The sequence below is a fragment of the Streptomyces sp. NPDC004031 genome (assembly GCF_053604375.1).
Genome location: NZ_JBSGHL010000115.1, coordinates 1 through 8,165, shown reverse-complemented (window position 1 = coordinate 8,165; position 8,165 = coordinate 1). Strand labels below are relative to the sequence as shown.

Annotated in this window: 8 protein-coding genes and 1 pseudogene; 6 read left to right on the top strand and 3 right to left on the bottom strand. The window is 71.7% G+C overall.

Going from position 1 to position 8,165, the window contains the following annotated elements:
* The first annotated feature begins 440 nt into the window (after positions 1-440).
* The 6 genes from cimA to ACWERV_RS36190 all read left to right on the top strand — a co-directional run bounded on the left by cimA (position 441) and on the right by ACWERV_RS36190 (position 6,885).
* A complete protein-coding gene (gene cimA, locus ACWERV_RS36215) occupies positions 441-2,051 on the top strand; it encodes a citramalate synthase (RefSeq protein WP_398186905.1) in 1,611 nt (536 codons plus the stop codon).
* Positions 2,052-2,213: 162 nt separating this feature from the next.
* Positions 2,214-2,723, top strand: a complete 510-nt coding sequence (locus ACWERV_RS36210) for a hypothetical protein (protein WP_398186903.1) — start codon at positions 2,214-2,216, stop codon at positions 2,721-2,723.
* Positions 2,724-2,921: 198 nt separating this feature from the next.
* Positions 2,922-3,980, top strand: coding sequence for an HpcH/HpaI aldolase/citrate lyase family protein (locus ACWERV_RS36205; protein WP_452941092.1), 1,059 nt, complete (start codon positions 2,922-2,924; stop codon positions 3,978-3,980).
* Positions 3,977-4,846 (top strand): HpcH/HpaI aldolase/citrate lyase family protein, encoded by an 870-nt coding sequence (locus tag ACWERV_RS36200; protein ID WP_398186897.1) that lies wholly within the window; start codon positions 3,977-3,979, stop codon positions 4,844-4,846. Before ACWERV_RS36205 ends, ACWERV_RS36200 begins: the two co-directional genes overlap by 4 nt.
* A 170-nt stretch (positions 4,847-5,016) precedes the next feature.
* Positions 5,017-6,600, top strand: coding sequence for an acyl-CoA carboxylase subunit beta (locus tag ACWERV_RS36195; RefSeq protein WP_398186894.1), 1,584 nt, complete (start codon positions 5,017-5,019; stop codon positions 6,598-6,600).
* A 69-nt stretch (positions 6,601-6,669) separates the two neighbouring features.
* Positions 6,670-6,885 carry an acyl-CoA carboxylase subunit epsilon gene (locus tag ACWERV_RS36190; protein ID WP_398186892.1) on the top strand — a complete coding sequence of 72 codons (216 nt, stop codon included), beginning with the start codon at positions 6,670-6,672 and terminating at the stop codon, positions 6,883-6,885.
* Between the two features lie 83 nt (positions 6,886-6,968).
* On the opposite strand, the gene ACWERV_RS36185 is transcribed toward ACWERV_RS36190, so the two are convergent.
* The 3 genes and pseudogenes from ACWERV_RS36185 to ACWERV_RS36175 form a co-directional block, all read right to left on the bottom strand.
* The gene (locus ACWERV_RS36185) at positions 6,969-7,547 is read right to left on the bottom strand and encodes a GTP-binding protein (protein WP_398186889.1); all 579 of its coding nucleotides are present in this window, start codon (positions 7,545-7,547) and stop codon (positions 6,969-6,971) included.
* Positions 7,528-8,037, bottom strand: coding sequence for a DUF742 domain-containing protein (locus tag ACWERV_RS36180; protein WP_398186887.1), 510 nt, complete (start codon positions 8,035-8,037; stop codon positions 7,528-7,530). Before ACWERV_RS36180 ends, ACWERV_RS36185 begins: the two co-directional genes overlap by 20 nt.
* 21 nt (positions 8,038-8,058) lie before the next feature.
* Positions 8,059-8,165: pseudogene (locus tag ACWERV_RS36175) on the bottom strand (roadblock/LC7 domain-containing protein); the annotation flags it as partial.

Genomic DNA, 8,165 nt, shown 5'->3' with positions numbered 1-8,165 from the left:
CCGTGTGCTCTTCCCATCTGCCCCCCCGGGCCGCGGGACCGGATCGGACCGAAGAGACCCTTCGGGTCGGTGACGACCCGCGCCCCGGTGGGGGCTGAGCGCGCAGTTCCCCGCGCCCCTTCGGGGCGCTCCGCCCGTATCGTGAGACCCCGTCCCGTAGGGCGGCGGCGTGTGCAACACTGACCGCGTGCATCTCGCCGTCATTATTGGCAGCAAGCACGCCGGTCCGCAGTGACGTTGCCCTGACCCCAGTGGAACGTCACCGTGTCCCAGACCCGCGTGCAGACCTCTCGCATCCGCGAGAGGTTTTTTCGTTTCCGGACCACCCGCGCCGGAGGCGGAAACGCACGGGGGATGATGGGGGCAGTGGAGCTGGATCCGCCCGAGGCCGGAGCCTCGGGCGGTAACCCACTCACCACCCGACAGGAGTTTCTCAAGCCATGACTGCCGCACCGCACGACAGCTTCCACGTGTTCGACACCACGCTGCGCGACGGCGCCCAGCGCGAGGGGATCAACCTCACCGTCGCCGACAAGCTGACGATCGCCCGGCACCTGGACGACTTCGGGGTGGGGTTCATCGAGGGCGGCTGGCCCGGCGCGAACCCACGGGACACCGAGTTCTTCGCACGTGCCGCCCAGGAGCTGGACCTCAAGCACGCCACGCTGGTGGCGTTCGGCGCGACCCGCAGGGCCGGCGGCAAGGCCGCGGACGACCCCCAGGTCAAGGCGCTGCTCGACTCGGGGGCGCCGGTGATCACGCTGGTCGCCAAGTCGCACGACCGGCACGTCGAGCTGGCGCTGCGCACCACGCTGGACGAGAACCTGGCGATGGTCGCCGACACCGTCTCGCACCTGGTGGCGCAGGGGCGCCGGGTGTTCGTGGACTGCGAGCACTTCTTCGACGGCTACCGCGCCAACGCCGAGTACGCCACCGCGGTCGTACGGGCCGCGCACGAGGCGGGCGCGTCGGTGGTGGTGCTGTGCGACACCAACGGCGGGATGCTGCCCGCACAGGTGCAGGCGGTGACCGGCCTGGTGCTCGCCGACACCGGCGCCCGGCTCGGCATCCACGCGCAGGACGACAGCGGCTGCGCGGTCGCCAACACGCTGGCCGCGGTCGACGCGGGCGCCACGCATGTGCAGTGCACCGTCAACGGCTACGGCGAGCGGGTCGGCAACGCCAACCTGTTCCCGGTCGTCGCGGCGCTGGAGCTCAAGCACGGCCGCGAGGTGCTGCCCGAGGGCGCGCTCGCGAAGATGACGAGCATCTCGCACGCCGTCGCCGAGACCGTCAACCTGCCGCCGTCCACGCACCAGCCCTACGTCGGGGTGTCGGCCTTCGCGCACAAGGCGGGGCTGCACGCGTCGGCGATCAAGGTGGACCCGGACCTCTACCAGCACATCGACCCGGAGCTGGTCGGCAACACCATGCGGATGCTGGTGTCCGACATGGCCGGCCGCGCCTCGATCGAGCTCAAGGGCCGCGAGCTGGGCATCGACCTGGGCGAGGACCGCGAGCTGGTGGGCCGGGTGGTGGCCCGCGTCAAGGAGCGCGAGCTGCAGGGCTACACGTACGAGGCGGCGGACGCGTCCTTCGCGCTGCTGCTGCGCGGCGAGATGGACCGCACGGTGGACGGCGGCCCGCGGCGCTTCTTCCGTACGGAGTCCTGGCGGGTCATCACCGAGGACCGCCCCGACGGTGTGCACGCCAACGAGGCGACGGTCAAGCTGTGGGCCAAGGGGGAGCGGATCGTCGCGACCGCCGAGGGCAACGGCCCGGTCAACGCGCTGGACCGGGCGCTGCTCGGGGCGCTGGAGCGGATCTACCCCAAGCTCGCCGAGTTCGCGCTCGTCGACTACAAGGTCCGCATCCTGGAAGGCACCCGCGGCACCGACTCCACGACCCGGGTGCTGATCACCACCACCGACGGCGAGTCCGAGTGGTCCTCGGTCGGCGTCGCGGACAACGTCATCGCCGCGAGCTGGCAGGCGCTGGACGACGCCTATGCCTACGGGCTGCTGCGCGCGGGGCTGGAACCGCAGGAGTAGGCGGCACCCGGGAACGGCCGCGCCCGGCGGGAAATCGCCCGCCGGGCGCCACAGTAACGACATGTTCACTTCAAAGGTCTGGCGACGCGCGTAGACCTCGGGCACACTCCTGCTGCGCCACCGGCATCACTTCCACCCCAGCCGAACCAGCAGGAGGAACGCATGCGACTGCGTGCCCGTACCGCGATGAGCGCCCTCACCCTCGTCGCCACCGCGCTCTTCGCCCCCGGCGTCGGCGTGGCCGCGTCCACCGACGCCTTCGCCGTCACCAAGCTCACCCACGCCCAGGCCACGGCCATGTTCTCGGCCGCGGGCATCACCTGGTCCTCGTCCGGCGGCTGCTCCAACCGCAACGTGTCGACCTGTACCTCCTTCGACCAGCTCAACCAGGCCACCGCCCAGGGCGCCGTCACCCTCAAGCACGCGAGCGGCTGCGCCATCAACATCACCGGCGGCACCGAGACCGGCCATGCCAGCGGCACCTACTCGCACTGGAACGGCTACAAGCTCGACTTCGGCAAGAACACCTGCCTCAACAACTACGTGCACAACGCCTTCACCTACATCGGCCTGCGCGGCGACGGCTACCCGCAGTGGCAGGCCGCCTCCGGCAACATCTACGCCGACGAGGGCAGCCACTGGGACGCCCTCTACTACAGCTGCGGCTGCTGACTCCCGGCGGGGCGGGCCGCTCCCGGCGGCCCGCCCCGCGCGCGTCAGCGCCCGGCGGGGACGGGGAATCGCGCACCATGGGGGTCGGCGGACCTTGACGTCCGGTGACCAACAGCACACATACTGACGGGTAACCTCCGCGGCCCGGCGGCCATAGGGTGAGCGGCGAACCCTCGACCCGACCCACCGGGAGAACGCATGCGCTCGGCGAAGGACTTCTTCCGCCCGCTGGCCGTGGGGGCGCCGGCCCCCCTGCACGAGGTGCCGCTGCGGCCCTCGCGGATGATCCACTTCTTCGACCCCGGCAACGAGAAGATGGCCGCCAAGGTGCCCGCCCTCGCCGCACGGGCGGACGTCCTGCTCGGCAACCTGGAGGACGCCGTCCCCGCCGACCGCAAGGAGGCCGCCCGTGCGGGGCTGGTCTCCGTCGCCCGGCAGGCCGACCTCGGCGGCGCCCAGCTGTGGACCCGCATCAACAGCCTGGACTCGCCCTGGGCGCTGGACGACCTGGTCACCCTGGTCACCGAGATCGGCGACCGGCTCGACGTCATCATGGTGCCCAAGGTGGAGGGCGCCCAGGACATCCACTACGTCGACCGGCTGCTCGCCCAGCTGGAGGCGCGCGCGGGCCTGGACCGCCCGCTGCTGGTGCACGCGATCCTGGAGACGGCCGCCGGTGTCGGCAACGTCGAGGAGATCGCCGGCGCCAGCCCCCGCATGCAGGGCATCTCGCTCGGCCCCGCCGACCTCGCCGCGAGCCGCCGGATGAAGACCACCCGGGTCGGCGGCGGCCACCCCGGCTACCTCGTCCGCGAGGATCCGCAAGGGGACGCGCCCCGCGTCACCTACCAGCAGGACCTGTGGCACTACACCATCGCCCGCATGGTGGACGCCTGCGCCGCGCACGGCATCCTGCCGTACTACGGCCCCTTCGGGGACATCCAGGACCTCACGGCGTGCGAGGACCAGTTCCGCAACGCCTTCCTGCTCGGCTGCGTCGGCGCCTGGACGCTGCACCCGGTGCAGATCGACGTCGCCAAGCGGGTCTTCTCGCCCGCCCCGGCGGACGTGGCCTGGGCCCGGCGGGTGATCGAGGCGATGGGCGACGGCACCGGCGCCGTCATGATCGACGGCAAGATGCAGGACGACGCCACCTACAAGCAGTGCCGGGTGGTTGCCGAACTCGCCGACGCGCTCGCCGCGCGCGACCCCGAACTCGCCGCGTCCTACGCGGCCGCCGAGAAGGTGGGCCTGTGACGACCGCCCCGCGCCCGCGCCGCTCCGTCCTCTACATGCCCGGCGCCAACGAGCGCGCCCTGGAGAAGGCCCGCACCCTGCCCGCCGACGCGCTGATCCTCGACCTGGAGGACTCCGTCGCCCCCGACGCCAAGCCCGCCGCCCGCGAGCGGGTCGCCGCCGCCGTCGCGGCCGGCGGTTTCGGCCACCGCGAGGTCACCGTACGGGTCAACGCGCCCGGCACCCCGTGGCACGCCGACGACCTGCGGGCCGCCGCCGAGGCGGGGCCGGACGCCGTCGTCGTGCCCAAGGTGGACGACCCCGGGACCGTCGTCGCGGTGGCGAAGGCGCTGGAGGCGGCCGGCGCCCCGGACCGCACCGCGGTGTGGGCGATGGTCGAGACCCCGGCCGCGATGTTCGCCGCCCGCGCGGTCGCCGCCGCCTCCGAGCGGCTGACCGTGCTGGTCATGGGCACCAACGACCTGGCCAAGGAGCTGCACGCCGCGCATGTGCCGGGCCGCGCCCCGCTGCTCGGGGCACTCTCCCTGGCGCTGCTCGCGGCCCGCGCCGAGGGCAAGGCCATCTTGGACGGTGTCTACAACGACGTCACGGATCTGGCCGGATTCGAGGCGGAAACCCTCCAAGCCCGCCACTTCGGCTTCGACGGCAAGACCCTCATCCACCCGAAGCAGATCGACCCCTGCAACCGGATCTTCGCGCCCGCGGCCGAGGACGTGGAAAGGGCCCGGCGTATCGTGGAGGCCTTCGATCAGGCCACGTCACAGGGCCGCGGGGTGGTCACGGTGGACGGCCGGATGATCGAGAACCTGCATGTCGAGGAGGCCCGCCGCACCCTCGCGCTGGCCGCCGCGGTCGAGGGCCGCTGAACCGTACGGGCTGGTAGGCGGGGCCGGGGCCCGTGGATCGCGCGGGCCCCGTACGCCGTAGCGGAACGCTGCCGTCCACCACCGTCTGTGGGATCCCGCCATGAAGCGGCGACGGACACTGTACGAAGTCGATGGCCCTTTTCGCGGCCGTCGGCTCGTACTGTCGTTGCATGACCACATCGGAAGAGGTGCCCGCAGAGGTGACCGACACCCGGGGACGGGTGGCCGAGCTCCTCGCCATCCGCGCCCAGGTCGTCGCCGGACCCAGTGAGAAGGCGACCGAGGCACAGCGCGCCAAGGGCAAGCTCACCGCCCGCGAGCGGATCGACCTGCTGCTGGACGAAGGTACCTTCCGTGAGGTGGAGCCGCTGCGGCGGCACCGCGCGACGGGCTTCGGGCTGGAGGAGAAGCGCCCCTACACCGATGGTGTGATCACCGGCTGGGGCACGGTCCACGGCCGGACGGTCTTCGTCTACGCGCACGACTTCCGGATCTTCGGCGGCGCGCTCGGCGAGGCGCACGCCACGAAGATCCACAAGATCATGGACATGGCCATCTCGGCCGGCGCCCCGCTGATCTCGCTCAACGACGGCGCCGGCGCCCGTATCCAGGAGGGCGTCTCCGCGCTCGCCGGCTACGGCGGCATCTTCCAGCGCAACACCCGCGCCTCCGGTGTCATCCCGCAGATCAGCGTGATGCTCGGCCCGTGCGCGGGCGGCGCCGCGTACTCCCCGGCGCTCACCGACTTCGTGTTCATGGTCCGCGAGACCTCGCAGATGTTCATCACCGGCCCGGACGTGGTCCAGGCCGTGACCGGCGAGCAGATCACCCAGAACGGCCTGGGCGGCGCCGACGTCCACTCCGCGGTCTCCGGCGTCGCGCACTTCGCGTACGACGACGAGCAGACCTGCCTGGAGGAGGTCCGCTACCTGCTCTCGCTGCTGCCGCAGAACAACCGGGAGAACCCGCCGGTCGTCGAGAGCCACGACCCCTCCGACCGGCGCGGCGAGGCGCTGCTCGACCTGGTGCCCGCCGACCCGAACCGCTCGTACGACATGCACAAGGTCATCGAGGAGATCGTCGACGACGGCGACTACCTGGAGGTCCACGAGCGCTGGGCCACCAACATCATCTGCGCCCTGACCCGGCTCGACGGCCAGGTGGTCGGCATCGTCGCCAACCAGCCCGCCTCGCTCGCCGGTGTGCTGGACATCGAGGCGTCCGAGAAGTCGGCCCGCTTCGTGCAGATGTGCGACGCCTTCAACATCCCGATCATCACCCTGTTGGACGTCCCCGGCTTCCTCCCGGGCGTCGCCCAGGAGCACGGTGGGATCATCAGGCACGGTGCCAAGCTGCTGTACGCCTACTGCAACGCCACCGTGCCGAGGATCTCGCTGATCCTGCGCAAGGCCTACGGCGGCGCGTACATCGTGATGGACAGCCAGTCCATCGGCGCCGACCTGACCTACGCGTGGCCGACCAACGAGATCGCGGTGATGGGCGCCGAGGGCGCGGCCAACGTCATCTTCCGCCGGCAGATCGCCGGTGCCGACGACCCCGAGGCCATGCGCGCGGCGATGGTCAAGGAGTACAAGGCCGAGCTGATGCATCCCTACTACGCCGCCGAACGCGGCCTGGTGGACGACGTCATCGACCCGACGCAGACCCGCGAGGTGCTGATCAGCTCGCTGGCCATGCTCCGCACCAAGCACGCGGACCTACCCTCGCGCAAGCACGGCAACCCGCCGCAGTAGCCCGCACCGCAGCCGCACACCCGCGAACCTGCCACCCCGGCAACCGTACCCACCCGGTAGCCAGCACCCATGGAGACCACTGTGAGCACACCCGCCGATTCCCTCGTGCGCGTCGAGAAGGGCCATGTCGCCCCGGAGGAGCTGGCCGCGATCACCGCGATCCTGCTCGCGCGGGCCGCGGCCGGCGGCGACGCCGCCCCCGACCGCCCCTCCCGCTCCACCGCCGGCTGGCGCCGGCTGGAGCGCACCCCGGGCTTCCGCGCGCCGCACTCCTGGCAGGGCTGAGCAGGCCCCGCGCGCCGAGCGCCGTACGCGAGAGGGCCCCGCACCGTCCGGTGCGGGGCCCTCTCGCGTGTGCTGCCGCGCGCTCAGCGCAGGCGGGCCAGCAGGGCGTGCTCGACGAGGGTGATGAGGGCGCTCTTGGCCTCGGCGCGGTGCCGGGCGTCGGTGGTGATGATGGGCGCCTCGGGGCCGATCTGGAGCGCTTCGCGGACCTCTTCGGGGCTGTAGGGCTGGTGTCCGTCGAAGCCGTTGAGGGCGATGACGAAGGGCAGGCCGCTGTTCTCGAAGTAGTCGACGGCGGGGAAGCAGTCGGCCAGCCGCCTGGTGTCGACGAGGACGACGGCGCCGATCGCACCGCGTACCAGGTCGTCCCACATGAACCAGAAGCGGTCCTGGCCGGGGGTGCCGAACAGGTAGAGGATCAGGTCCTGGTCCAGCGTGATGCGGCCGAAGTCCATGGCGACCGTGGTGGTGGTCTTGTCCTGGACGTGGCTGAGGTCGTCGATGCCGGCCGACGCCGAGGTCATGACGGCCTCGGTGCGCAGCGGGTTGATCTCGGAGACGGCGCCGACGAACGTGGTCTTGCCCACGCCGAAGCCGCCCGCCACGACGATTTTCGCGGAAGTAGTGGCGCGCGCCGGGCCGCTAGAGCTTCCGAAGTCCACTGAGCACCCTCTCAAGCAGTGTCACATCTGGCTGTCCGCCGGCGGCCTCGTCGCCGCCCGGCTGGTGAATCGTGACCAGTCCGGCCTCGGCCAGGTCGGCCACCAGGATCCTGACGACGCCGAGCGGGATCGTCAGCAGCGCGGAGATCTCCGCGATCGACTTGACCTCACGGCACAGCAGGCAGATCCGCTGGTGTTCCGGCAGCTGCCCGCGCAGCCGCTCGGGATCGGCGGTGGTGCTGACCAGCGCCTCGATGGCGAGCTGGTAACGCGGCCTGGTGCGGCCGCCGGTCATCGCGTACGGGCGTACGAATCCGCTCGGCGTCTGCGGGCGCCGCCCCGCGGCCGGTGGCTGCGGGGGATACGGGTTCGCAGGCGGCTGGTGCGAGCTGCCGTACGGCTGCGCGCCGGGTGACGTGCTCACGAGTCCTCCTCCTTGCGGCCGCGGCGCCCGCTGCCGGCCCTGTCCGGGACGGTCGCGGGCCCGCACGCCCGTTCGCTGGTAACGCGCTTAGTCGAGCAAGCTGCCCTGTAGTTCTGCCCTGAGGTCGGGGGTGAGTACGGTGCCTGCGCGGTCGACGAGCAGGGCCATTTCGTAGCCGACGAGGCCGATGTCGC